Source organism: Streptomyces sp. NPDC111507 (assembly GCF_055638955.1).
Genome location: NZ_JBVKBU010000004.1, coordinates 139,499 through 162,347, shown reverse-complemented (window position 1 = coordinate 162,347; position 22,849 = coordinate 139,499). Strand labels below are relative to the sequence as shown.

Genomic DNA, 22,849 nt, shown 5'->3' with positions numbered 1-22,849 from the left:
GGCCGGCGGTGTCCCCTCGACCGAGGGAACACCGCCGGCCACTCACAGCACCAGGAACGTGGCCGTCAGCTGCGCGATCCCCGCCCCAGCCAGCACCCACGCCACCCGCCGCAGTCGCAGGCCACCCGCCACCACCACCGAGGCGAGCAACAGAGCGCCACCCAACGGGACCCAGGCATAGAGAAGGCCCGCCGGACCACTACGGACGACATCACTGCTGCCGGGCTTCACCGTCACCGTGTACGTCCGGCCCTTGCGCACCGCGACCGCCTCGTCGATGGTGACGTGCGCCCGCGCCCGCGACCCCGTCGAGGTCGGCGCGTACGTCCCCGTACAGACATCGCCGGAGCACCCGGTCACGGTCATCGTCCCCTGCTCCCGGCCCTTGCTCAGCATCACGTGCTGAGCCGTGCCCCAGGAACCCCAGACGCCCGCGATCAGGATCAGCGCCGCGACCGTACCCATCACCGCGAGCCGCCCCAACCGCAGCGCCGGATGGGTGCTCCGACGGGAGCCTCGATGTGCGGCGACGGCAGGCATGGCGGCGATCCTTGGCCATGGCTGCGCGCCCGGTCAACTCCGGCCGGTTCCGGTGGGCGACAAGTCGGCAGTTGTACGCGTACATCGACCGCCCCGCAGAAACGATCAGGAGTTGTACGTGCCCTGCGCCCGCTCCAGCCCCTCGATGACGAGGCACTCCACGGCGTCCGAGGCCCGGTCCACGAAGTAGTCGAGTTCCTTGCGCTCCGCCGAGGAGAAGTCCTTCAGGACGAAGTCGGCGACCTGCATCCGCCCCGGAGGCCGCCCGATGCCGAACCGCACCCGGTGGTATTCGGAGCCCATCGCCTTCGTCATCGACTTCAGCCCGTTGTGACCGTTGTCGCCACCGCCGAGCTTCAGACGCAGGACGCCGTAGTCGATGTCCAGCTCGTCATGGATCGCGACGATGTTCGCCGTCGGCACCTTGTAGAAGTCCCGCAGCGCGGTCACCGGGCCACCGGACAGGTTCATGTACGACATCGGCTTGGCCAGGATCACCCGGCGGTTCGCCGGGCCCGGCGGGCCGATACGCCCCTCGATCACCTGCGCCTGTGCCTTGCCGGCCCGCTTGAACCTGCCGCCGATCCGCTCCGCCAGCAGGTCGGCGACCATGAAGCCCACGTTGTGCCGGTTCATGGCGTACTCGGGGCCGGGGTTGCCGAGGCCCACGATCAGCCAGGGGGCGCCCGCATCGGTCGTCACGTCGGTGTCTCCCATGTGTCCTTGATACGCGGCAGCCGCCGCTCCTGAGGGGAGCGGCGGCCGGCACAGATGAAGATTCCGGGGGAATCAGGCCGATCAGGCTTCGGCGGCCTCGGTGCCCGCGGCCTCGCCCTCGGGCTCCTCGGCCTGGGCGGCCAGGACCTGCAGGACGACCGCGTCCTCGTCGATCGCCAGCGTCGTGCCCTTGGGCAGCGGGATGTCCTTGGCGAGGATGGAGGCACCGGCCTCCAGGCCCGCGATGGAGACGGTGACCGACTCCGGGATGTGGGTGGCCTCGGCCTCGACCGTGAGGGTGTTCAGCACGTGCTCGAGCAGGAAGCTGCCCGGGGCGAGCTCGCCCTCGGTCTGCACGAAGACCTCGACGGTGACCTTCTCGCCGCGCTTCACGAGGAGCAGGTCGACGTGCTCGAGGAAGCCCTTGATGGCGTCGCGCTGGACGGCCTTCGGGATCGCGAGCTCGGTCTTGCCCTCGATGTCCAGGGTGAGCAGGACGTTCGGGGTGCGCAGGGCGAGCTGCAGCTCGTGGCCCGGCAGCGTGATGTGGACGGGCTCGGTGCCGTGGCCGTAGACCACGGCGGGAACCTTGCTGTCACGGCGGATGCGGCGGGCGGCGCCCTTGCCGAACTCGGTACGGGTCTCGGCGGCGAGCTTGACCTCGGACATGTGCACTCCTCGTAGAAATCTGGGGAAACCAGGGAAGGCGGTCACCCGGCCAAACCATCGGCCTGCTACGAAGAGCGCGTCGATAACGGACCGCCGCACGCGCCTTTTCAAGCGGTACGGCCTCCCTCGCCGAGCAACTGTGACAGCTTACTGGGCGGGAAGGCCGTACCAGAAATCGATCTATGCGAGGACCGTGCGCCGGTCCTCGCACTGCTCCTCCTACTGCTCCTCGAACAGGCTCGTCACCGAGCCGTCCTCGAAGACCTCACGGACCGCGTTGGCGATCGTCGGTGCGATCGACAGGACCGTGATCTTGTCGAGCTCCAGCTCGCCCGGGGTCGGCAGGGTGTCCGTGAAGACGAACTCGCTGACCTTGGAGTTCTTCAGACGGTCGGCCGCCGGGCCGGAGAGCACGCCGTGCGTGGCCGTGACGATGACGTCCTCCGCGCCGTGCGCGAAGAGAGCGTCGGCGGCGGCGCAGATCGTGCCACCGGTGTCGATCATGTCGTCGACGAGGACACAGACGCGGCCCTTCACGTCACCGACGACCTCGTGGACGGTGACCTGGTTGGCGACGTCCTTGTCGCGGCGCTTGTGCACGATCGCCAGCGGGGCGTCCAGCCGGTCGCACCAGCGGTCGGCGACGCGCACGCGTCCGGCGTCCGGGGAGACGACGGTGAGCTTCGACTTGTCGACCTTCGCCCCCACGTAGTCCGCCAGGATCGGCAGCGCGAAGAGGTGGTCGACCGGGCCGTCGAAGAAGCCCTGGATCTGGTCGGTGTGCAGGTCGACCGTGAGGATCCGGTCGGCGCCCGCCGTCTTCATCAGATCGGCGATCAGACGCGCCGAGATCGGTTCACGTCCACGGTGCTTCTTGTCCTGCCGCGCGTAACCGTAGAAGGGCACGATGACGGTGATGCTCCGCGCGGAGGCCCGCTTCAGAGCGTCGATCATGATCAACTGCTCCATGATCCACTTGTTGATGGGAGCCGTGTGGCTCTGCATCAGGAAGCAGTCGGCGCCGCGCGCGGACTCCTGGTAGCGGACGTAGATCTCACCGTTGGCGAAGTCGAAGGCCTTCGTCGGGACAACCCCGACACCCAGCTTATGGGCGACCTCCTCGGCAAGCTCGGGGTGGGCGCGGCCGGAGAAGAACATCATCTTCTTCTCGCCGGTCGTCTTGAACCCGGTCACAGCACTGTCTCCTCAGAGGTGTCTCAGCTGGGGCGCGAGGAGTCTTCTCATCCGGAGCGCGAGAAGCCTTCTCAGCTGGGGGTACGGGTGCGCATTTATGCGGGTGTGCACTTATCACGGTACGCCGTGTCAGACGCACCTGTTTCCGGTCAGGCTTCGCCCTCCGGCTCCCGGGAGGCCACCTCCGCCGCCTTCGCGGCAGCGCTTCCGGGACGCTTGCGGGCCACCCAACCCTCGATATTCCGCTGCTGGCCACGGGCCACGGCCAGCGAACCGGGTGGCACGTCCTTGGTGATCACGGAGCCCGCCGCGGTGTACGCGCCGTCCCCGACCGTGACAGGAGCCACAAACATGTTGTCCGAACCGGTACGGCAGTGGGAGCCCACGGTGGTGTGGTGCTTCTCCTGTCCGTCGTAGTTCACGAAGACGCTCGCCGCACCGATGTTCGAGTACTCGCCGATCGTCGCGTCGCCCACGTAGGACAGGTGAGGGATCTTGGTGCCCTCGCCGATCGTGGCGTTCTTCGTCTCCACGTACGTGCCGATCTTGGCCTTCAGGCCGAGGCGCGTGCCTGGACGGAGGTACGCGAACGGGCCCACGCTCGCCTGCGGCCCGACCTCGGCGCTGTCGGCGACGGTGTTGTCGACGCGGGCTCCCGCACCCACCGTGGTGTCCTTGAGGCGGGTGTGGGGGCCGACCTCGGCGCCCTCGGCGAGGTGCGTGGCGCCCTGGAGCTGGGTGCCCGGGTGGACGATCGCGTCCTGCTCGAAGGTGACGGTCACGTCGATCCAGGTCGAGGCGGGGTCGACGACGGTCACTCCGGCGAGCATGGCCTCGGTGAGCAGCCGGTCGTTGAGGATGCGGCGGGCCTCGGCGAGCTGGACGCGGTTGTTGATACCGGCGATCTCGCGGTGGTCGCCGGCGACGGCCGCCCCGACCCGGTGCCCGGCCTCGCGCAGGATCCCGAGGACGTCGGTCAGGTACTCCTCGCCCTGGCTGTTGTCCGTCCGCACCTTCCCGAGCGCGTCCGCGAGGAGCTGCCCGTCGAAGGCGAAGACCCCGGAGTTGATCTCACGGATCGCGCGCTGCGACTCGTTCGCGTCCTTGTGCTCGACGATCGCGGTGACCGCGCCGCTGGCGCCGTCCCGCACGATGCGGCCGTAACCGGTGGCGTCGGGGACCTCGGCGGTGAGCACGGTGACGGCGTTGCCGTCGGAGGTGTGGGTGGCGGCGAGCTGCCGCAGGGTCTCGCCGCTGAGCAGCGGGGTGTCGCCGCAGACCACGACGACCGTGCCGTCGACGACGCCGCCCAGCTCTTCCAGGCCCATCCGTACGGCGTGGCCGGTGCCGTTCTGTTCGGCCTGTACGGCCGTCCGCACGCCGGGGTCGATCTCGGCGAGGTGCGCGGTGACCTTCTCGCGGGCGTGACCCACCACGACGACCAGGTTCTCGGGCTCCAACGCGCGCGCGGCCGCGAGTACATGGCCGACCAGGGAGCGGCCGCACAGTTCGTGCAGGACCTTGGGTGTGGCCGACTTCATACGGGTGCCCTCACCCGCTGCGAGAACGACGACGGCTGCCGGAGGATTGACGCTCACGGATATGCCCTTCGGCTTCGGATGGCTGGGGTGTGGACATCCGCAGGATACCGGGGCGTATCAGCAGTGACATGAGAGCGGGCCCTGACAGAGCTGTCAGGGCCCGAACTGCGCATTGCTCCCCCGCCAGGACTTGAACCCGGACAGATGGCACCAAAAGCCACAGTGCTGCCAATTACACCACGGGGGATGAAACTCGACTAAACCGGACATTTGGTCAGGTCGCCGAGTCGGCACCCAACACTATGCCGTACCAGGCGCCCTCGATGCGACGGTACAGATCGGCGCTCTGGAGAACGTAGATCACGAGGCACCCCCTGTAGTTGTCGCCGACGTTCTTGCGGGTCGTTTTCGGGTTGTGTTTCTTGAGTGTGCTCTTGTTGAAGGAGCTGTCGTCGACCCCGACGTGATCCGCCCAGTAGTGCTCGGCGGCGGCCACATCGGCGGACTCGTGGATCATGACGCGGAAGCGCAGGCGTTCCCGTTCTACCTGGAGCAGATCGAGCCAGGCGAGGAAGACGGAGATCATCCCTGGGTCGCTGTTGACGAAGAGAACTTGTTCGCGGCGGCTGTACGGCTTGTCCTTGGTGCCCTCGGCCCAGTACAGGCCGACGCCCACGAGGAACAGTTCGCGATCGGTGAGTTTCCCGATGGCTGCGGCCGCCGCTCGCTTGGTTTCCTCGCGTACCCGGTCCTGCTCGGCGCGCAGTCGTGCGAGCCCCGCGTTCATGCGGGCTCGCTGTTCCTCCGGGGTGCAACGGGGTTCCGGGTGGGGCAGATCCCGCACCCATAGCGAAACCGAACTCTTCGAGCAGCCCAACTCCGCCTGGATCTCGTTGTACGTCCAGCCCTGCCCCCGCAGCTCACGAGCCCTGTCCCGCAGGTCGTCCTTCGCGTTCGGGCGCTTCGTCCACTCCGGGGGCGGCTCGCCCGCGACGAGGCGTTGAAGGGTCTCCTTGTTATGGACCTGAAGTTCGTCCCGGATCTGCCGGAGGCTCAGTCCCGCCCGGCGCAGCGTGATCGCCCGCTCGCGCAAGGTCTCGAAATCCGCGTACTTGTTCTGTGAATGTGCCATGGGCATACCGTCCGGGCGGAATGCGACCTTCCGGGGGTGAACGGTGAGTGAATCAGCAGTTCGAGGGATATTGGTGGGTTTCGCTTCTGTTCGATTGCGGGGTGTGGTGTAGGCCAGGAGGTGAAAGTCACCGGAAATGGGGCGGGGTGCGAACGTAGGCTGGAGCCATGACCACGACGGGGGAAGAGCACACCACGGCCGGTACCGGGCCGTGGTGGTGGGTCAGATGGCGTAGTGCCGTGTTGGACGCGAGCCTCGCGTCGGCGTCGGCGGTGGAGTGTGCGATCGAGGGGATTCCGTTCGCACGTGACGCGGGCCTGCCGGTTGCGGTGGGCGTGGGTTTCGGGCTGGTCGCCGGGTCCGTGCTGCTGTTGCGCCGGCGCTGGCCGATCGCGGTCGTGCTGGTGTCGATCGCCATCACGCCCGCCCAGATGGGGTTCCTGATGGGACTCGTCGGGCTGTACACGCTCGCCGCGTCCGAGCTGCCGCGCCGGATCATCGGGGCGCTCGCGGGGATGTCCTTCGCGGGGATGCTGATCGTCACGTTCGTGCGGGCGCACCAGGGCATGGTGCGTGGGGACGTGACGATGGGGGACTGGTTCGTTCCGTTCGTCTCCATCACGACCGCGATCGGGATGACCGCGCCGCCCGTCCTGCTCGGGCTGTACGTGGGGGCGCGGCGGCGGCTGATGGAGAGCCTGCGGGAGCGGGCGGACTCGTTGGAGCGGGAGTTGCAGCTGCTCGCCGAGCGGGCCGAGGAGCGGGCGGAGTGGGCGCGCAACGAGGAGCGGACGCGGATCGCGCGGGAGATGCACGACGTGGTGGCGCACCGGGTGTCGTTGATGGTGGTGCACGCGGCGGCGCTGCAGGCCGTGGCGCGGAAGGATCCGGAGAAGGCCGTGAAGAACGCCGCGCTGGTGGGGGATATGGGGCGGCAGGCGTTGACGGAGTTGCGCGAGATGTTGGGTGTGCTGCGTACGGGGGACGGGTTGTCGTCCGTGCGGGTGCGGGCGGTGCCGTTGGCGGCCGTGGGGGTGGCGGCTGCGGCGGCGGCTTCGCGGGCGGTCGATGACGGGGCCGAGGGGCCGAGTCTTGCCGAGCTGGATGAGTTGGTCGGGCAGTCGGCGGCTGCGGGGATGGTGGTGGATCTCTCGGTGGAGGGTGACACCCGGGGGTACGCGGCGGAGATCGAGCAGACGGCGTACCGGGTGGTTCAGGAGGCTCTGACGAACGTGCACAAGCATGCGGCGGGGGCGAAGACGCATGTGCGGCTCGCTCATCGGGACGCGGAGATCGCGATGCAGGTCGAGAACGAGTGTCCGCCGGAGCCGGGGTCGGCGTCGGCCATGCATCTGCCCAGTGGTGGTAATGGCCTGGTGGGTATGAAGGAGCGGGTTGCCGCGCTGGGGGGAGTGTTCGTGTCCGGGCCGACGGATTCGGGTGGGTTCCGGGTGTCGGCGGTGATCCCGGCGTAGGCCCTTCGGGGGGCGTGGTTGTTGGCTGCGGGTGGGTGGGGGCTTGGCGCGCAGTTCCTCGCGCCCCTGAGGGGCGGGGCTGCGCCCCGGCCCCCACCGGTGCGCGGCGGAGGGACCCTCGATGGGGTGGTCAGCCGGCCGTCAGGCGGACCGGGGCGATGCCGGACAGGAGGGTGGTGAGGGCGGTGTCGATCTCGGGGCCCAGGTACCAGTCGCCGGTGTGGTCGAGTGCGTAGACGCGGCCCTCGGAGTCGATGGCGAGCAGGGCGCGGGAGTCGGACTCCTCGCCGAGGGGGCAGACCTCGGTGTCCAGGGCGCGGCCGAGGTCGCCGAGGGTGCGGGCCATGTGGAGGCCGTGGAGGGGGTCGAAGTGGAGCGCGGTCGGCGCCAGCTGGCGGCCGGGCCCGGTGGGCTTCACGTGCAGTCCGCCGAATTCCGCCCAGGCCTCCACCGCCGCGGGGAACACGGCGTGCCGGTGTCCCGCGGGCGACTCGTGGCCTCGCAGTGCGTCGGCCCAGTACTCGGCCTGCTTTATGTCCCAGCGCCCGGGTTGCCATCCGGCGGAGCGCAGCGCGGCGTCCACGGGTACGGAGAAGCGTGTTGAGGGTCCGCCCTGCTCGAGCGGGGCCGAGAGCTTGGGGGAGGGGGAGCGGTCGGCGTGCATCTGCCCTTCGTTCGTCGAGGGTCGGGACATCGGCGCGCTGGCGGGGGCGCCGTCGTACGTACGTGTGCGGGGGGAGTTCAGGAGCCGCCGGCCGTCGGGTCGACGACGTGGACGCCGAAGTGGTCGCTGAGCGCCGTGCAGGCGCGGCAGGGCGCGGCGAAGCTGCCGTGCAGTGGGTCGCCGTCCTCGCGGATCCGGCGTGCGGTGAGTTTGGCCTGTTTGAGGGCTCTGCGTGCCTCGCCGTTGGTCATCGGCTTGCGGGCGGCGCGTTTGCTGCGGGTGGCGTCGACGGTGGCGATGTGGCGGGAGATGAGGATCGCCTCGGCGCAGCGGCCGGTGAAGCGGTCGCGTTGCGCGCTGGTGAGGGTGTCGAGGAAGTCCTGGACGAGGGGGTGAAGGGCGGGCGGCTGGTCGCCGCGGGCGGCGGTGCCCGTGAGGGTGGCGCCGCGTACGGAGAGGGCGGCGGCGACGGTGGGGAGTATGCCGTCGCGGCGGTGCAGGAGGGTGGGTGCGTGGGCCGCCTCGGCACTGCTCCAGCCGACGCGCGGGTCCCCGGACGTGCCCGTATGTGTCGCGTTCATGATCGTTCTTCCCTCCCATGCATCCCCCGATGCGGCTACAGACTGCCAAATGGCGTGGCGGGTGCGGTAGCTGGGGCGCGCGACACGCCCGGGCTTCGTCATACCGTCACGGCGGGGTGACGGCAGGTCACGGAACCGGAGGCCCGGTGACCGGTGTCTTCCCACCGCATAGGCTGTCGATATCCGCGATCCACACAGCTATTGAGAACGCCGCAGGGGGCAACCGCCATGACGACAGGTCGGCTCGGGCAGCAAGCCGCGCCGCCGAACGCGGCCTACGCCGGGCAGGTCGTGCATTTCCCGGATCCGGTCCGGGCCGCTCGCCACCCCAGGGGTGTGCGGGTCGATGCGCACGGCTACCCCGACTTCTCGCCGTACGCGCGCGGCGCCGCGGAGATCGCCGAACCCCCGGAGGGTTTCGGCGTGGACGAACTGCGGTTGACGGACTACGTGTCGGCGAACGCCGCGCTCGCCACCGCGGGGCACGATCTGTGGGACACGATTCCGCCCGTGGCCACTCCGCACGGCTGGACCTGGCATCACGTGCGGGGCACGCGGCGCCTGGAGCTCGTCCCCGTGGAGGTCAAGGCGCTGCTGCGGCATCACGGCGGTATCGCGACGGCGGCCGTGGATCACGGCAAGCGGGGGACGCGTCCGTTGCAGGACACGCGGCCCGCGCACTTCGGGCTGCCGAAGTCGGCGGTCGCGGTGAGCGAGCAGCAGGTGCTCGGGGTCGAGGAGGACCTCGGCTATCGGCTGCCGGGTGCCTATCGGTCCTTCCTGAAGGCTGCGGGCGGGTGCGCGCCGGTCGGTGCCGCGCTGGACGCGGAGCTGGGTCTGCTGGTGGACCAGCCGTTCTTCACGGTGCGCGAGGAAGCCGCCGTGAACGACCTCGTCTACATCAACAAGTGCCTGCGCGACCATCTGACCAAGGACTATCTGTGCGTCGGATTTGTGCAGGGTGGCCTGCTCGCCGTCAAGGTGAAGGGTGACGCGATCGGGTCGGTCTGGTTCTGCGCGTACGACGATGCCCGCGACCAGGACGCCTGGCCGCCGGCCGAGCGCGTGCAGCGGCTGTTGCTGCCCTGCGGCGCCGACTTCGACCAGTTCCTGTCTCGACTCGCGGGCAATCCGCCGGAGTTGGAGACGGTGGCGAACCTGATGGTGGACGGTGGCTTCGCGCGTGCCGTTCCCGTCTCTTCCCTGGGGGAGTGAACGTCCGATGGTGACCTTCGCGCAGGCGCAGGAGCGCGCGGAAGAGTGGATCAACGGCGAGGTGCCCGGGTACCAGCACCGTGAGGTGCGGGTGCGGGAGTTCGAACTCGGGTTCGTGGTGTGGGCCGAGGACCGCGTCGACGGTCCGCGTTCCGACGGGGGCGCGCAGCGGCTCGTCATCGCGCGGGACAGCGGGGAGGCGACGCTCTGGCCCGGGCTGCCGGTCGGTGAGGTGATCCGCCGGTACGAGGAGGAGTACGGGGTGCCGCAGGCGGCCCCGGAAGCGGCACCGGCGCCTCCGGCTCGGGTCGATCTGAACCAGACGTCGTTCTTGCTGAGCCCTCCGGAGTGGTTGCAGGAGGCGGCGGACAAGCTGGGCATTCCGGATCGGCGGGCGGGTGCGACGGCCGGTGGTGCCCAGGGCGCGGGTAGCGGGGCCGGACTCGGTGCGGGTTCCGGTGCGGGTCCTCACGCGGGTTCCCATGCCAACGGGGCTTCCGCAGCCAGTGGTTCGACGCCGCCTTCTCCTTCTTCTCACCCTTCTCCCTCTTCTCCTTCGCCCTCTTCCCCTTCGGACGCGCCGCCGCCGTGGCCCGCCGCCGCGGCCGGTGACGAGCGGGACGCGGGTCCGCGGGATGCCGTGGGGGTGCCGGGCGTGCCCGCTTCGGCGACTCCGTGGGCGGGGACGGACACCGCCGGGGACGGGGGCGAGGACCGTTCCGTGCCGCTGCCGGCGACCGTGTTCGCGCCGCAGCTGACCGACGTCGACGACAAGGCGGGTCCGGGTGCGCCGCCCGGTGTGACCCCGGACGCCAAGACGGCTCTGATGTCCGGCGGCAGTCAACTCCCGCGCACGGCGCAGGCGCCCGCGGTCGACGACCGCACGGCCCCGTCGGCGTACGGCTACCCACAGGCAGGCCCTGGTGCGCCGGGCATGCCGGGCACGCCGCCTCCTGGTGGTCCGGTTCCGGGTGTTCCGGCTCCTGGTGGTCCCCAGGGCATGCCTCCCTCTGGACCGCCGGCCACATACGGCTACCCGCAGGGGCCCGGTGGTGCTCCCGGGACGCCTCCTCCTCCCCCGCCGCCTCCCGGCGGCCCGCAGGGCACGCCCCCGCCGGGTGCGCCCGGGTACGGGTACCCGCAGGGGCAGCCCCCCGTCGCGCCGCCGCGGCCGCTGCCGCCGAACGCCGGTGACATCGCCGACGCCGCGACCAGCAAGGCGCAGGCGCCGCCGAGGGGCGCACGGGGTGGTGGCGTGAGCGCGCCGCCTCCGCCGAGCGCTCCGGGCGTACCGGGTGCGCGGCCGGGGAGCGCCCCGCCGCCTCCGCCCCCGCCGCCGTCGTCCGGGCCCGGTGCTCCGGGCACCCCGGCGGGCGGGTACGTACCGACGCAGCTCGTCTCGCAACTCGGCCCGAACGGGCCCGGGGTTCCTGGTGCGCTTGCCGCCCCCGGCGCTCCGCAGCCTCCGGGTGGTACGCCCCCCGGGGGTGTCCATCACGCCGCGACGATGCTGGCGGGTCCGCCCGCGGGTGGACCCGGCGCGCCCCAGCCTCCGAGTGCGCCCGGTGCGCCCGGTGCGCCTGGTGCTCCGCAGCCTCCGGGCACCCCGCCCGGCGGTGTCCACCACGCCGCCACCATGCTGGCCGGTCCTCCGGCTGGTCCTCCGGTCGGCCCTCCGGTCGCCGGTCCCGGCGTACCGCCGCCCCCGCAGGCCTCCGGCATGCCTCCGGGCGCGCCGCAGCCGATGCCGGGACAACCCATGCCCGGACAGCAGCCGCCCCCAGGGCAGCAGCCTCCGGCGTACGGCTACCCGCAGGCCGGTCAGCCGACCGTCGGGCCGGGGTATCAGGCCGTACTGCGCTACCGCGCGCAGGACGGTTCCGAGCAGCAGTTGATCCGGCGCTCGGCGCCGGGGACCCCGCACCCGGAGTGGCAGATCCTGCACGAGTTGCGCGCGATGAACGTGCCGCCGCAGCAAGTGCTTGAGCTGCACACGGAGTTGGAGTCGTGCGAGCTGCCGGGCGCGTACTGCGCGCGGATGATCCGGGAGAGCTGGCCGCAGGCGCGGATCACCAGCATCGCGCCGTACGGCACGGATCACGCGAGCCGTCAGCAGGGTATGCACCAGCTTCTCGCGCATCAGGGCGAGTTGCACCAGGTGGCGGACGGTCCCGCGCGTCCGGCGCCGGTGCGGGCGCCGATTCCGCCGGTGCAGCCCGCACCGCCGGTTCCGCCGGAGGCGATCGGGCAGGAGCTGGCGGCGGCGTTCGGGCCGGGTCTGTTCCGGTTCGACCAGGCCGCGGTGTCGCGGCAGGGTGTGCCGAACATCGTGGCGCACACCCTGGTGGTGGCCGGACTGCCGGTCGACATGGGCCCGTTCTTCTGGGCGCAGGCGCAGCCCGGCCGTCCGGTGCCGACGCTCGCCGAGCTGGCGCAGGAGCGTGGGGTGCAGCCGGCCGCGGACGCGGGCTCGTACCTCGTCATGGGCAGTGACTTCGGCAAGGCGATCTGTGTCCAGTACGGCACGGCGAACATCGTGGCCGTGCCGGTGGAGGCGGGTCCGGGCGGTGCCTCGGTGCCGCCGCAGTTCGTGAACACGGGGCTGCCCGAGTTCGCGCGCTGTCTGGCTCTGCTCGGCCGGATGTGGCGGCTGCGGTTCGGGCTCAACCAGGAGCAGGCGGGCCGCTGGACCGTCGACTTCCAGGCGCAGCTCGCCTCGCTCGACCCGGCGGCGCTCGGCTCGCCGGAGAGCTGGTGGTCGGTGCTGCTCGAGCAGATGTGGGACGGCTTGCTGTGATGCGCCGCTGAGCGTCCGTCAGGGAGCCGAAAGGGTTGGTCCCGGTCGTATGACCGGGTCCAACCCTTTTTTTACGCGGCTGACCGCTACGAATGCGCGGAGTGTCGCGTTATGAACACTTACGCCTGATCCACCAAGATGTGCGCCACATCGTGTTGTACGTCGCACAGTGGAGAGGGGCCCAGGGATGAGCAGCGCATCGGTGTCGCCGCACGGCTTCGTGGCCGTATGGAGGCGCGGTTACCGTCCCGAGCAGGTCGACGCGTACTTCGCCGCGCTCTCGCAGGTCCGCGACACCGCCTGGGAACGGGCCGCCCGGCTGACCGTCCTGGCCAAGGAGATGGACGCGGAGGTCGGTCGGCTGCGGGAGGTCGTGGCGCGGCTGGCCCCGCAGACGTACGAAACGCTCGGCGAGCGCGCCTGCCGGATTCGCCAGCTCGGTGAGGAGGAGGCCACGGCGGTGCGGGAGAACGCGCGGAGCGCGGCCCGGCTGGCCGTCGAGGAGGCCGAGGCGGAGGGGCGGCGGATGCGTGAGGCGGCGCAGGCGTACGCCGACGAGCTGCGTGGCGAGGCCGAGGAGCGCGCCCGGCACCGTCTCCTCGCCGCCCGCGCCGCGGCCGACGAGATGCGGATCGCCGCCCGTCGCGCGGTCAAGGAGGGCCGGGGGGAGACGCTGGCGGCGCTGCGCGAGATGCGGCAGCGCACCGAAGGCCTCCTCGACGAGCAGGAGAAGGAGCACGCCGAGCGCTGGGAAGAGGCGGAGCGGACGGCGGTGGAGCGGGCGGCCGCGCTCGACGCGCACCAGGTGGAGCGGGGGGTGCGCGCCGAGGCCGCGTTGGTCGAGGCCGAGCGTGCCCTGGCCGAGGCGGAGGAATGCGCTCGGCACGGGCAGGAGGATGCGATGGCGCAGGCCGCCGAGGTGCTGGACGAGGCTCGTGTTCATGAGGAGCGGATCGCCCGGGAGACGGAGCGGGTGCTGCGCGAGCACGGGGAGCGGTGGGACGGCGTACGGGCGCAGCTGGATCAGGTGCGGACGAGTCTCATGACGCTGACCGGGCGGACACCGGTGGAGTAGGGGGCGGGGTGGGGGTCGTTCCTGCGCTGCCGGCCGGCCCTTACGGCGTTCTCCGTACCGCGCCCGCCAGGATCCACCCCTCCACCGCCTCGTACTGCCTGCGCTGTTCCTCCGCCTTGCGGCGCCCGGAGATCACCGTCCCCAGCCACCCGTAGGCGAAGCCCAGGGGAATGGACACGAGTCCGGTGGTGGTGAACGGGAACCAGTTGAAGTCGGCCTCGGGGAAGGCCGAAGTGGGGGAGCCGGAGACCAGGTTGGTGCCGGTCATGAGGATGAGGACGGTCAGGGTGCCGCCGATGAGGGTGCACAGGAGGCCCGTGCGGGTGTAGCGGCGCCAGAAGAGGCCGTAGACCAGAGCGGGCGCTATGGCCGAGGCGCCCAGGCAGAACGACAGCGTGACCAGGGGTTGCAGGCTGCGGTGCTGGACGAGGGTGGCGAGCAGGATCGCCGGTGCGCCGACCGCGAGCGCGGAGACCCGGGCGAGGGTCATCTCGCGGCGCGGGGACAGCTCCCTGATCCGCCCGGCGAACACGTCGTGGGCGAGGGAGTTGGCGCAGGCGAGGATCATTCCGGCGACCGAGGCGAGGAGCGTGAGGAAGATCGCCGTCGTCACGGTCGTGAAGAGGAGGGTCTCGGCCGTCGACACGTCCGGTCCGAACGCGGCCCTGGATCCCAGCAGATACGCCGTGTTGCCCTGCGGGTCGGCGCTCGCGATCACGGACCGTCCGATCAGCGCCGTGGCCCCGAACCCGACGACCGTGATGACCAGCACGAAGACGGCCACGCAGGGTACCGCCCAGGACATCGAGCGGCGGACCTGACGGGCGCTGCCCGCGGTGTACATGCGCATGGTGATGTGCGGCAGGCAGGCGCCGCCGAGGACCACGGTCAGCTCCGAACTGATCATGTCGATACGGGGGCTGGGGCCGCCCGCGAACTGCAGGCCAGAGTGCAGGAAGGCGGTCCCGACGCCGCTGTTGCGGGCGGCGGTGTCGAACAGGGCCCCGGGGTCCCAGCCGAAGCGCTGCAGGATGAGGGCGGAGACCACGGTGCCGGAGCCGAGCAGCATCACGATCTTCAGGATCTGGATGAGGGCGGTGCCCTTCATGCCGCCGATCGCCGCGTAGCTGATCATCAGTGTGCCGAGGCCGATGATGCAGCCGGTCTTGAGGGAGTCGCTGGAGAAACCGAGGATGAAGGCCAGCAGATCGCCCGCGCCGGCGAGTTGGACCAGCATCAGCGGCAGCAGGGCGACGAGGGTCGCGGCGCACGCCGTGATGCGTACCGCGCGCCCGGGCATCCGTCGTGCGAGCGCGTCGCCCATGGTGAACCGGCCCGCGTTGCGCAGCGGTTCGGCCAGCAGGAACATCAGCAGCATCAGCGACAGGGCGGTGCTGAGGGCGAGGACGACACCGTCGTACCCGGCGAGAGCGATGACGCCGCCGGTGCCGAGGACGGTCGCGGCGGAGATGTAGTCCCCGGCGATGGCGAGACCGTTGCGCATCGGCGACAGGGAGCCGTAGCCCGTGTAGAACTCGTCGAGGTCGTCGCGGTCCGGTCCGGTCATCACGCACAGCAGCAGCGTGATCGTGGCGACGGCCGTGAACGCCACCAGTGACATGGCCCGTGCGGAACTGCTGAACCCGACCATGCTCGTCAGGGCGGTCACCTCGGACATCCGGCTCATCGGGTCGCCTCCCGCTTCGCGTCCAGCTGGGTCTGCCGGCGGATCCGGTCCGCGATGGGGTCGACGCGCCGGCGCGCGGTGTACTCGTACAGCCCGATCGCCAGGCAGGTCACCGGCACCTGGAGCAGTCCGAGCAGCAGTCCGATCGGCAGTCCGTCGGACACTTCGCCCGTCATCAGCCCCGGCGCGAACGCCGACAGGAGGAGGAAGAGGGTGAAGTAGCCGAGTGCGGTGAGCGTCGCGACCCGCCGTTGCCGGCGGTAGGCGCCGCGCAGGACGCGGAGGTCGCTGTGCCTGCCGAGTGCCTGGTGACGCGGTTGTCGCTTTCTCTCGGGTGCGGGCGGCTGGGGCTGCGGTTGCCAGGGGTAGGTGAGGTGCGCGGGGGGCGTGTGGTGGGGGGACGGGTACGGGGACGGGTGCTGCGGCGGGTCATACGGGTCGTACGACGGCTGGTGCCGCCTCTGGTGCTCGGGGGACGAGAACGCGTCTTGCATCCCGTGATCTCCTTGCGTGGCTCGGGCCCGGTGTGGACCGCAGGGAGTTGGGGGGTGGGCGAGGCACGCACGCTACTCGCAAGTAGCCGGTTTACGTGAGGCTTTCACCAAACTGAGCGGTCGGTATGCGCTTGCTTCGGCGACCCGGGGTGTTACCCGCGTTTACACCGGGAGTTCATCGACCGTTGGCCCTGTCTTCAGTCCCCGGGATTCTTGATGACCGGAAAGCGCCGCGGTGCCACGAACAGCAGGACCAGGAAGGCGAGTGCGGCGGCGCCCGCCGCGCCCAGGTAGACGGCGTGGACCGCGTCGGCGACCGCGTGGCGCACATGTTCGGCGGGCGCGCCCGAATCCAGCGCCCGCGTCACCGCGTCCAGGTCCCCGGCGCCGCCGAGCCGCGCGGCCAGCACCCCGTTGGCGATCGCGCCGAACAGGGTCGCGCCGATGGTCTGGCCGGTCTGGCGGCAGAAGAGGACCGACGCCGTCGTCGTGCCGCGTTCCTCCCAGCCGACCGTCGACTGCACGCCGATGATCAGGGGGAGTTGGAAGAGGCCCAGGGCGCCGCCCAGCAGGAGCATCAGCAGGGCCGGCTGCCAGGGCTCGCCGGGGTAGGGCAGGAAGGGGAAGGCCAGCAGGATCAGCGTCGCGGTGCCGATGCCGAGCATCGCGGTATTGCGGAAGCCGATCCGGCCGTAGACGTGCTGGCTGAACGCCGCCGACACCGGCCAGCTCAACGTCCACACGGAGAGCACGAATCCGGCGGCGACGGGCGCCAGGCCGAGGACCGCCTGCGCGTACGTGGGCAGGAACACCGTGGGGGCGACCATGAGCAACCCCAGTGCGCCGAGGGCCAGGTTGACGGCCGCGATCGTGCGGCGCCGCCACACCCACCCGGGGATGATCGGCTCGGCCGCCCGGCGCTCGATCACGACCACGCCGCCGATCAGCGCGAGTCCCGTACCGAACAGGGCGAGCGACGGGGCCGACAGCCAGTCCCAGGCGACCCCGCCCTGCACCAGCGCGGTGAGCAGCACACCGCCGCAGGCGAAGACGGCCAGCGCGCCCGCCCAGTCGATCCGGGGGCGGCGGCCGGAGGACTCCCGTACCGGCTCGTGCAGATGGCGGACGATCAGCCACAGCGCCAGCGCGCCGATCGGCAGGTTGATGAGGAAGATCCAGCGCCAGTCGGCGTACGCGGCGAGAACCCCGCCGAGGGAGGGGCCCGCGATCGCCGAGGTCGCCCACACCGTGGACAGCTTGGCCTGGATCTTGGGGCGCTCCTTGAGCGGGTAGAGGTCCGCGGCGAGCGTCTGCACCGTGCCCTGCAACGCGCCGCCGCCCAGGCCCTGCACGATCCGGAAGGCGATGAGCGCGGCCATGTTCCAGGCGGTGGCGCACAGCAGCGAGCCGAGGAGGAAGACGGCGGCGCCCGCGACGAGGACCGGCTTGCGGCCGAAGGTGTCGGAGAGCTTCCCGTACACCGGCAGGGTGACCGTCACCGCGAGCAGATAGCCCGAGAACAGCCAGGAGAAGACGGAGAAGCCGCCGAGGTCGCCGACGATCTGCGGTACGGCCGTGGAGACGATGGTGGAGTCGAGCGCGGCCAGCGCCATGGCGAGCATCAGGGCGGCGACGACGGCACCCCTGCGGCTGCGCGAGGACGCCGGCTGTTCCGTCGCCGCGGCCCGTATTCCGGTGTCCCCCTGGCCCACTGGAGCGCCTCCCCTGATCGGTTCCCCCTGCAACTATCCGCCGTCCCCCACCATCTCACTTGACCTTCACGTAGCGGGAGGGTGGACGCTGACCCGGTCCGAGGGTGGAGGCAACCCCGAAAGGGACTCCACCGAAGGGTGGACTGCCCCTAGGGGTCTCTCCCCACTAGGGCTCGGGGGGCGTTCGTACCGGCGGAGGACGAGACGGGCCGGGGCCGTCCTTAACCTGGCTTTATGCCGCTGAGGGCGGTGGACCGGACCCACGGGGGTGGGGTTTTCCCCCGTAGAAGACTGCGCTGGGCACCAGCGCGCCGGACCACCCCCCGCCACCAGACTTACCGACGTAGCGAAGAGCACTTCATCCGCTGACCGACATAGGAGATACACCGTGACATCGGCTGTGACCATTCCCAGGCACGGGGGCACTGGAGGGCGTACGGCCGTTGCCGCGCGGGCGCGGCAGGTCGTCAAGGCGTACGGGTCCGGGGAGACCCGGGTCGTCGCCCTGGACCAGGTCGACGTGGACATCGCGCGGGGGCAGTTCACCGCGATCATGGGCCCCTCAGGGTCCGGCAAGTCCACGCTGATGCACTGCCTCGCCGGACTCGACACCGTCACCTCCGGCCAGATCTACCTCGACGAGACCGAGATCTCCGGGCTCAAGGACAAGAAGCTCACGCAGTTGCGCCGGGACCGGATCGGGTTCATCTTCCAGGCGTTCAACCTGCTGCCGACGCTGAACGCGATAGAGAACATCACGCTGCCGATGGACATCGCGGGCCGCAAGCCGAACAAGGGCTGGCTCGACCAGGTCGTGGAGACCGTCGGGCTCGCCGACCGGCTCAAGCACCGGCCCAGCCAGCTCTCCGGCGGCCAGCAGCAGCGTGTCGCGGTGGCGCGGGCACTCGCCGCGCGTCCCGAGATCATCTTCGGGGACGAGCCGACCGGAAACCTCGACTCCCGGGCGGGCGCCGAGGTACTGGGCTTCCTGCGCCGCTCGGTGGACGAGCTCGGCCAGACCATCGTGATCGTGACGCACGACCCGGTGGCGGCCTCGTACTCGGACCGCGTGCTGTACCTCGCCGACGGCCGGATCGTCGACGAGATGTACCAGCCGACGGCCGATCAGGTCCTCGACCGCATGAAGGACTTCGACGCGCGGGGGCGTACGTCATGACCGTCCTGAAGACCTCGATGCGCAACTTCTTCGCGCACAAGGGGCGGATGGCGCTGTCGGCGGTCGCGGTGCTGCTGTCCGTGGCCTTCGTCTGCGGCACGCTGGTGTTCACCGACACCATGAACACGACGTTCGACAAGCTGTTCGCCGCCACCTCCTCCGACGTGACCGTCTCGCCGAAGGCGGTCAAGAGCGACAGCACCCCGCAGAACGGCCGGCCCGACTCGCTGCCCGCCTCGGTCCTGGAGCGGGCCAAGAAGGCGGAGGGCGTCAAGTACGCCGAGGGCGCCGTCAGTTCGATGAACGTGACCGTCGTCAACAGCGCCAACAAGAACATGGGGTCGAGCACCGGAGCCCCGACGATCGCCGGCAACTGGACGCGCAACGACCTGCGTTCGATGGAGATCACCTCCGGTCACGTCCCGCGCGGGCCGACCGAGACGATGGTCGACGCCGACACCGCCGACAAGCACCACCTCAAGCTCGGCGACGAACTGCGCACCATCGCCGTCACCGGTGACTTCAAGGCCCGGATCGTCGGCATCGCCACCTTCAAGGTGACCAACCCCGGTGCCGCCGTCGTCTACTTCGACACCGCCACCGCCCAGCGCGAACTGCTCGGCGCCACCGGCCGGTTCACCAACATCAACCTCTCCGCCGCCACCGGTGTCACCAACGACACGCTCAAGCAGAACGTCATCTCCTCGATCGGCGCCGGCGCGTACAAGGTGCAGACGCAGAAGGAGTACGCCGACGAGAACCGCTCCGGCGTCGGCTCCTTCATGGACGTCATCAAGTACGCCATGCTCGGCTTCGCCGGGATCGCCTTCCTGGTCGGCATCTTCCTGATCATCAACACCTTCTCCATGCTGGTCGCCCAGCGCACCCGCGAGATCGGCCTGATGCGGGCGATCGGCTCGTCCCGCAAGCAGGTCAACCGGTCCGTCCTGGTCGAGGCGACCCTGCTCGGCGTCTTCGGCTCGATCCTCGGCGTCGGCGCGGGCGTCGGACTCGCGGTCGGCCTGATGAAGCTCATGTCGGCGGCGGGCATGGACCTGTCCACCCGCGATCTGACGGTCAAGGCGACCACCCCGGTCATCGGACTCGTGCTCGGTGTCGTGGTCACCGTCCTCGCCGCCTATCTGCCCGCCCGCCGGGCCGGCAAGGTCTCCCCGATGGCCGCGCTGCGCGACGCCGGTACACCGGCGGACGGCAAGGCCGGTCTCGTCCGCGGCATCATCGGCCTGGTCCTCACCGGCGCCGGAACCTTCGCGCTCTTCACGGCGGCCCATGCCGACAAGGCGAGCGATGGTTCGCTGGTGCTGGGCGCGGGAGTCGTCCTGACCCTGATCGGGTTCGTCATCATCGGCCCGCTGCTCGCGGGCGGTGTCGTCCGGGTCATCAGCGCGGTGCTGCTGCGCTTCTTCGGCCCCGTCGGACGGATGGCGGAGCGCAACGCGCTGCGCAACCCGCGCCGCACCGGAGCCACCGGCGCGGCCCTGATGATCGGCCTCGCGCTGGTCGCCTGCCTGTCGGTCGTCGGCTCGTCCATGGTCGCCTCCGCGACCGACGAGCTCGACAAGACGGTCGGCACCGACTTCATCATCCAGGGAAACCAGCGGATCGTCCCGCAGGCGGCGAAGGCCATCGAGACGACACCCGGCCTGACGCGCGTCACCCACTACCGGGACCTGGAAGCCAAGCTGACCACCCCTGACGGCGCGTCGGACACGCAGGGAGTCACGGCCGCCGACCCCACCTACCCGCAGGACCTGCGCCGCAAGACCACGGCCGGTGACCTGAACGCCGCCTACGGCAAGGACTCCATGTCCGTCGGCTCGAAGTTCGCCACCGAGCACCACGTCAAGATCGGCGACACGCTGACCGTCGCCTTCAAGGGCGGCAGCACGGCGAAGCTCAAGGTCGCCGCGATCACGGCCGACGACGGGGTCATCGACCAGGGCGCGCGCTACACCAGCACCGAGACCATGCGCAAGTACCTCCCGGCCAACCGGATCCCGCCGGACCAGATCATGTTCGCCAGCGCCAAGAAGGGCCAGGAGAAGCAGGCGTACGCGGCCCTGAAGAAGTCCATGGAGCCCTACCCGCAGTACCAGGTCCGCGACCAGACCGACTACAAGCAGGAACTCAAGGACCAGATCGGCCAGCTCCTGAACATGGTCTACGGCCTGCTCGCCCTCGCGATCGTCGTCGCCGTCCTCGGCGTGATCAACACCCTCGCCCTGTCGGTGGTGGAGCGGACCCGCGAGATCGGCCTGATGCGCGCCATCGGGATGTCCCGCCGCCAGCTGCGCCGCATGATCCGCCTGGAGTCGGTCGTCATCGCCCTCTTCGGCGCGCTGCTCGGCCTCGGCCTGGGCATGGGCTGGGGCGCCACCGCCCAGAAGCTCCTCGCCCTGGAAGGCCTGAAGGTCCTGGAGATCCCCTGGCCGACCATCATCGGAGTCTTCATCGGCTCGGCCTTCGTGGGCCTGTTCGCCGCCCTGATCCCGGCGTTCCGGGCGGGCCGGATGAACGTACTGAACGCCATCGCCACCGACTAGCCGGCGGCAGCACCAGCCGCCGCGAAGCCACCGTATACGGGGGTTACGGGGGACGGGCCCGGGCCAGGAGGACATCACCTCCTGGGCCGGGCCCGCGGCCGTACGCGGTGCGTCAGGTGTGTCCGGTGCGCCGCTCCAGGAGTACGTAGCCGTAGGCGGCGCCCACGACGTCGTACGCGGCGTGGGGATGCAGACGGCCGGCGTACGCCTGGACGTCCTGGACCGAGTGGTCGGAGTCGTCGAGGGCGATGAAGTCCGGGGTGACACCACCCGTGCCGCCCGTCCAGAAGACCCGGCAGCGCGCGACGAGCCGACTGCTCGGGCCGACGTTCGCCTCGACGCTCGCCCCGTCCGGGACACGCGCCAGCAGCCGTTCGACGGCACTCACGCGCGCGGGCTTGCGATACGCGGCGGACTCGCCCAGCACGGACAGCGGGAGCGAGGGCGTCAGCGCGAGCGCGGCCGCGACGACGGCCGTGGGCAGGTGCAGCGCGTACGAGCGCAGCCACGGGCGCGGACTCCAGCGGGCCCGGGAGAGCGCGTCGGCGAGGGCGAGGGACAGGACCGGCATCGGGACGGCGCTGTAGTGCCAGTCCGTGCCCCAGTAGTGCGGGTCGGAGGAGAGGAAACGCCAGCCCAGGGTCGGCAGGGCGACCAGGAGGAGCGGGGAGCGCAGGGCCAGCAGACCGGTGGTGGGGATCAGCAGCCAGGCGAGGGTGCGGAGTTTGGTGCCCAGGCCGTCGAGGGGATCACCGCCGGCCTTGTTCCAGTAGGTGTAGGTGTCCGCGGTGTTGAAGGCAGGGATCACCACCGTGAAGGTGAGCACCGCGGCCAGTACTCCGAGGACGGCGGCCCCGAGCGCGTACAGGGCCGTACGCGGGGCGGGCTTCCGGGCCCGCACGGCCACGACCAGGGCGATCGCGGCCAGGGTGAGCCCGAGGTCCTCCTTGACGAGGACCAACGGGAACGCCCACAGCAGGGCCGCGCGCCACCGTCGCTCCAGGACCGCCTCCAGGGCGAAGGCGATCAGCGGGACGGCGAAGCAGATCTCGTGGAAGTCGAAGTCGACGGCGCGCTGGATCCCCCACGACAGCCCGTACGCGAGACCCAGCGCGAGTCCCCGGGAGCGGCCGAGGAGCCGGGCGGCGGCGCGGGTGACCGGGACCGCGGACACGGCCAGCAGCGCGGCCTGGGCGACGAGGAGGGTGACCGGGGTGGGGAAGAGACGGTAGGCGGGCGCGAGGAGGGCGGTGACCGGGCTGAAGTGGTCGCCGAGGAGGTTGCTGCCCGGGCCCCTGAGATCGGCGACGGGGGCGCGCAGGTGGGCGTAGGCGCGGACGGCCTGCTCGAAGATGCCGAGGTCCCAGGAACGGGTCGCCAGATGCCGCCAGCGGCAGACCGACAGGGTCGCGTACGCGGTGAAGAGCAGGACCGCCAGGAGCTGGGGGTCGCGGGGGCGCCGGTCACGGGCGGGGACCGCCGTGACCGGCGAGGGTATGGGGGCGCTGTCGCTGCGACCACCGCCGAAGGGCCGCCGCCAGGCCTCTTTGAACTCCTCGATGGTCATGCGGCTCCCGGTACGTGATCACGTGTCACGGGGTATACGCCCGGGACA

18 protein-coding genes and 1 tRNA gene are annotated in these 22,849 nt (G+C 70.7%); 6 read left to right on the top strand and 13 right to left on the bottom strand.

Translation table 11 applies throughout. The annotated features are described in order from the left end of the window. Window positions 1-42: 42 nt before the first annotated feature. The 7 genes from ACZ7M2_RS18375 to ACZ7M2_RS18345 form a co-directional block, all read right to left on the bottom strand. The gene (locus tag ACZ7M2_RS18375; RefSeq protein ID WP_471596132.1) at window positions 43-540 is read right to left on the bottom strand and encodes a hypothetical protein; all 498 of its coding nucleotides are present in this window, start codon (window positions 538-540) and stop codon (window positions 43-45) included. A gap of 105 nt (window positions 541-645) precedes the next feature. Beyond that, window positions 646-1,257: an aminoacyl-tRNA hydrolase gene (gene pth / locus ACZ7M2_RS18370; RefSeq protein WP_261687617.1), complete on the bottom strand. Its 612-nt coding sequence runs from the start codon at window positions 1,255-1,257 to the stop codon at window positions 646-648. 81 nt (window positions 1,258-1,338) lie between these two features. Continuing rightward, the gene (locus ACZ7M2_RS18365; protein ID WP_471596131.1) at window positions 1,339-1,926 is read right to left on the bottom strand and encodes a 50S ribosomal protein L25/general stress protein Ctc; all 588 of its coding nucleotides are present in this window, start codon (window positions 1,924-1,926) and stop codon (window positions 1,339-1,341) included. A gap of 219 nt (window positions 1,927-2,145) precedes the next feature. Then, window positions 2,146-3,120 carry a ribose-phosphate diphosphokinase gene (locus ACZ7M2_RS18360; protein WP_095854208.1) on the bottom strand — a complete coding sequence of 325 codons (975 nt, stop codon included), beginning with the start codon at window positions 3,118-3,120 and terminating at the stop codon, window positions 2,146-2,148. A gap of 149 nt (window positions 3,121-3,269) precedes the next feature. Next, window positions 3,270-4,718 carry a bifunctional UDP-N-acetylglucosamine diphosphorylase/glucosamine-1-phosphate N-acetyltransferase GlmU gene (gene glmU, locus ACZ7M2_RS18355; protein WP_471596130.1) on the bottom strand — a complete coding sequence of 483 codons (1,449 nt, stop codon included), beginning with the start codon at window positions 4,716-4,718 and terminating at the stop codon, window positions 3,270-3,272. Between the two features lie 118 nt (window positions 4,719-4,836). Beyond that, window positions 4,837-4,908: transfer RNA gene (locus ACZ7M2_RS18350), tRNA-Gln, on the bottom strand. A 27-nt stretch (window positions 4,909-4,935) separates the two neighbouring features. After that, entirely contained in the window at window positions 4,936-5,793 is an 858-nt protein-coding gene (locus ACZ7M2_RS18345; RefSeq protein ID WP_471596129.1) for a hypothetical protein, read from the bottom strand. 167 nt (window positions 5,794-5,960) lie between these two features. Between ACZ7M2_RS18345 and ACZ7M2_RS18340 the strand changes: the two genes are divergently transcribed. Next, complete coding sequence (locus tag ACZ7M2_RS18340; RefSeq protein WP_471596128.1) at window positions 5,961-7,268, top strand: sensor histidine kinase; 1,308 nt, start codon at window positions 5,961-5,963, stop codon at window positions 7,266-7,268. Window positions 7,269-7,398: 130 nt separating this feature from the next. On the opposite strand, the gene ACZ7M2_RS18335 is transcribed toward ACZ7M2_RS18340, so the two are convergent. Both ACZ7M2_RS18335 and ACZ7M2_RS18330 read right to left on the bottom strand, forming a co-directional pair. Continuing rightward, window positions 7,399-7,932 (bottom strand): SUKH-3 domain-containing protein, encoded by a 534-nt coding sequence (locus tag ACZ7M2_RS18335; RefSeq protein WP_471596127.1) that lies wholly within the window; start codon window positions 7,930-7,932, stop codon window positions 7,399-7,401. Between the two features lie 77 nt (window positions 7,933-8,009). Further along, window positions 8,010-8,513, bottom strand: a complete 504-nt coding sequence (locus ACZ7M2_RS18330; protein WP_352044348.1) for a YwqJ-related putative deaminase — start codon at window positions 8,511-8,513, stop codon at window positions 8,010-8,012. A gap of 228 nt (window positions 8,514-8,741) precedes the next feature. Between ACZ7M2_RS18330 and ACZ7M2_RS18325 the strand changes: the two genes are divergently transcribed. From ACZ7M2_RS18325 to ACZ7M2_RS18315, 3 genes are all read left to right on the top strand, one after another. Continuing rightward, entirely contained in the window at window positions 8,742-9,728 is a 987-nt protein-coding gene (locus tag ACZ7M2_RS18325) for an SMI1/KNR4 family protein (RefSeq protein ID WP_470058661.1), read from the top strand. Between the two features lie 7 nt (window positions 9,729-9,735). Continuing rightward, window positions 9,736-12,525, top strand: a complete 2,790-nt coding sequence (locus tag ACZ7M2_RS18320; RefSeq protein WP_471596126.1) for an SUKH-4 family immunity protein — start codon at window positions 9,736-9,738, stop codon at window positions 12,523-12,525. Between the two features lie 187 nt (window positions 12,526-12,712). Next, a complete protein-coding gene (locus ACZ7M2_RS18315; RefSeq protein ID WP_471596125.1) occupies window positions 12,713-13,600 on the top strand; it encodes a cellulose-binding protein in 888 nt (295 codons plus the stop codon). 40 nt (window positions 13,601-13,640) lie between these two features. Here the strand turns inward: ACZ7M2_RS18315 and ACZ7M2_RS18310 are convergent, their stop codons facing one another. From ACZ7M2_RS18310 to ACZ7M2_RS18300, 3 genes are all read right to left on the bottom strand, one after another. After that, window positions 13,641-15,251 (bottom strand): sodium/solute symporter, encoded by a 1,611-nt coding sequence (locus ACZ7M2_RS18310; RefSeq protein ID WP_471596519.1) that lies wholly within the window; start codon window positions 15,249-15,251, stop codon window positions 13,641-13,643. Between the two features lie 32 nt (window positions 15,252-15,283). Next, the gene (locus tag ACZ7M2_RS18305) at window positions 15,284-15,781 is read right to left on the bottom strand and encodes a DUF485 domain-containing protein (protein ID WP_471596124.1); all 498 of its coding nucleotides are present in this window, start codon (window positions 15,779-15,781) and stop codon (window positions 15,284-15,286) included. Between the two features lie 197 nt (window positions 15,782-15,978). After that, window positions 15,979-17,472, bottom strand: coding sequence for an MFS transporter (locus ACZ7M2_RS18300; protein WP_471596518.1), 1,494 nt, complete (start codon window positions 17,470-17,472; stop codon window positions 15,979-15,981). A gap of 409 nt (window positions 17,473-17,881) precedes the next feature. Between ACZ7M2_RS18300 and ACZ7M2_RS18295 the strand changes: the two genes are divergently transcribed. Together ACZ7M2_RS18295 and ACZ7M2_RS18290 are read left to right on the top strand one after the other, a co-directional pair. Next, window positions 17,882-18,670 (top strand): ABC transporter ATP-binding protein, encoded by a 789-nt coding sequence (locus ACZ7M2_RS18295; protein WP_471596123.1) that lies wholly within the window; start codon window positions 17,882-17,884, stop codon window positions 18,668-18,670. Continuing rightward, window positions 18,667-21,234 carry an ABC transporter permease gene (locus ACZ7M2_RS18290; RefSeq protein ID WP_471596122.1) on the top strand — a complete coding sequence of 856 codons (2,568 nt, stop codon included), beginning with the start codon at window positions 18,667-18,669 and terminating at the stop codon, window positions 21,232-21,234. The genes ACZ7M2_RS18295 and ACZ7M2_RS18290 overlap by 4 nt, the downstream gene beginning before the upstream one ends. 112 nt (window positions 21,235-21,346) lie before the next feature. Here ACZ7M2_RS18290 and ACZ7M2_RS18285 read toward each other — a convergent pair whose 3' ends face one another. Beyond that, window positions 21,347-22,801, bottom strand: coding sequence for a DUF2079 domain-containing protein (locus ACZ7M2_RS18285; RefSeq protein WP_471596121.1), 1,455 nt, complete (start codon window positions 22,799-22,801; stop codon window positions 21,347-21,349). Window positions 22,802-22,849 lie beyond the last annotated feature (48 nt).